Here is a 2049-nt window from a genome sequence, read left to right on the forward strand (position 1 = left end):
CGCGATGACGGAACAGGAAGAACATTTCTTCGAGCGACAAGTGCGGCCGGTACTGCTGGAGCGTTGCGGTCAATGTCATGGCCCCAAAAAGCAGCAGGGAGGTTTGCGAGTCGATTCGCTTCAATCGCTACTGACCGGTGGAGATAGTGACGCGGCCATCGTGCCAGGGGATGCCGCAGCCAGTTTGCTCATTTCGGCGATCCGTCGTGAAGGCGGCTTGGAAATGCCGCCCAACAAAGAACTGCCGGAACAAGAAATACGCTCTCTCGAGGCCTGGATTGATAGTGGTGCTCGGTGGCCTGCGGATTCGATGCAGCCCGCCGAGCAAACACCCCGCCACCGGGAGGATCACTGGGCGTTTCAAGCGGTTAAGCAAACAGCGATTCCTGACGCCCAAAACCTTGCCGACGCGGAATGGATTCAGACGCCTCTTGATGCGTTTATCGCGGCCCGACGGAACGAACATGGATTGCCGCCATCGCCCCCTGCGGATCGTCGCACGTTGATCCGCCGCGTGACGTATTCATTGACCGGTTTGCCACCGACGCCCGACGAGGTTGCCGCGTTCATTCATGACGACGATCCGTTGGCGTATGAGAAACTTGTGGAACGATTGCTGCAGTCGCCACACTATGCCGAACATTGGGGACGACACTGGCTCGATGTCGCTCGCTATTCGGATACCAAAGGCTACGTGTATGCGCGTGAAGAACGATTTTGGACCCAGGCCTGGACGTATCGGGATTGGGTTGTCAAAGCGATTCGCGACGACATGCCTTACAATCGTTTTCTGTTGCTACAAATCGCGGCGGATCAGGTCGCCGATAGCCAACCGGAAGACTTGGCGGCGATGGGGCTACTGACATTGGGACGTCGCTTTCTGGGCGTGCGACGTGATGTGATTGATGATCGCATCGATGTCGTCACCCGTGGAACGATGGGTTTGACAGTCGCTTGCGCTCGCTGTCACAACCACAAATACGACTCGATTCCGACAGCCGACTACTATTCGTTATACGGCGTTTTCGACAGCTGTTACGAAAAACAAACCGTGCTGACCGACCATCCTGGTGACGAAGCGTTTCAAGCCGAATTGGCAAAGCGACAACTGGCGCTGCAGGAAACGATGCAGAAACTGGCCAGCGAATCTTCACAACGAGCCCGTGAACGCATTGCCGATTACTTGTTTGCGCAAACCGAATTGCACAAATATCCGGCTGACGGTTTTGATCAGATTTTCCAGAAATCGGATCTGCTGCCGGCGTTCGTGCGGCAGTGGAAAGGCTATTTGCGTGCTGCGAAACAAAATCATGATCCAATCTTCTCGCTGTGGCATGCCTACGCGGATCTCGAACCGGCCACGTTTGCCAGCGAGGCAGTCGAAGTGACTCGACGTTGGCACGAGTCGTCCGCGAGGAATCAAAACGTCAACTCGAAAATTGCCGCAGCCTTTGGCACTCCGCCGCTGACGTTCCGTGAGGTCTGTGATCGATACGGGGAAGTGTTTGCCCAAATCGATCCAGAGGTCGTGTCGGACGATGCCGATACCGAAGCCCTGCGGGCAGTGTTGAATTCGCCGGTGTGCCGCGTTCCAGAGACCCCGATCTCGCACTGTGAAACATTCTTCGACAGTAGCAGTGTGACCACGCTGTGGAAGCTTCAAGGTTCCATCGACCGCTGGTTGATTAATGCCGCGGATCCGATTCCTGTCGCCGTGTCGCTCGTGGACTTGGCGACGCCGGTGGAACCACGGGTCTTTCTGCGCGGCAATCCATTGAAGTTGGGCGACGATGTTCCGCGTCAATTTCTGAGCGTGATCCGCGGGCCAACGCAGCAGCCCTTCCAAATTGGCAGCGGACGATTAGAGCTGGCCCAAGCCATCATCGATCCGCAAAATCCGCTAACCGCACGAGTGATGGTCAACCGCGTTTGGATGCATCATTTTGGCACCGGCTTGGTGTTGACACCCAGCGATTTTGGTGTGCGAGCGGATCCCCCCTCGCATCCGCAATTGCTCGATTGGCTGGCCGCAGAGTGGATACGGAAAGA

General features: G+C 56.5%; 1 protein-coding gene. It reads left to right on the plus strand.

The window, feature by feature from the left end:
- Positions 1-2049, plus strand: a 2049-nt coding sequence (locus ABX962_RS35325) for a DUF1549 domain-containing protein (protein WP_372726344.1), incomplete at both ends; no start/stop codon positions are given.

It is taken from the genome of Novipirellula sp. (assembly GCF_041583735.1).
Taxonomy (GTDB): Bacteria; Planctomycetota; Planctomycetia; order Pirellulales; family Pirellulaceae; genus Novipirellula.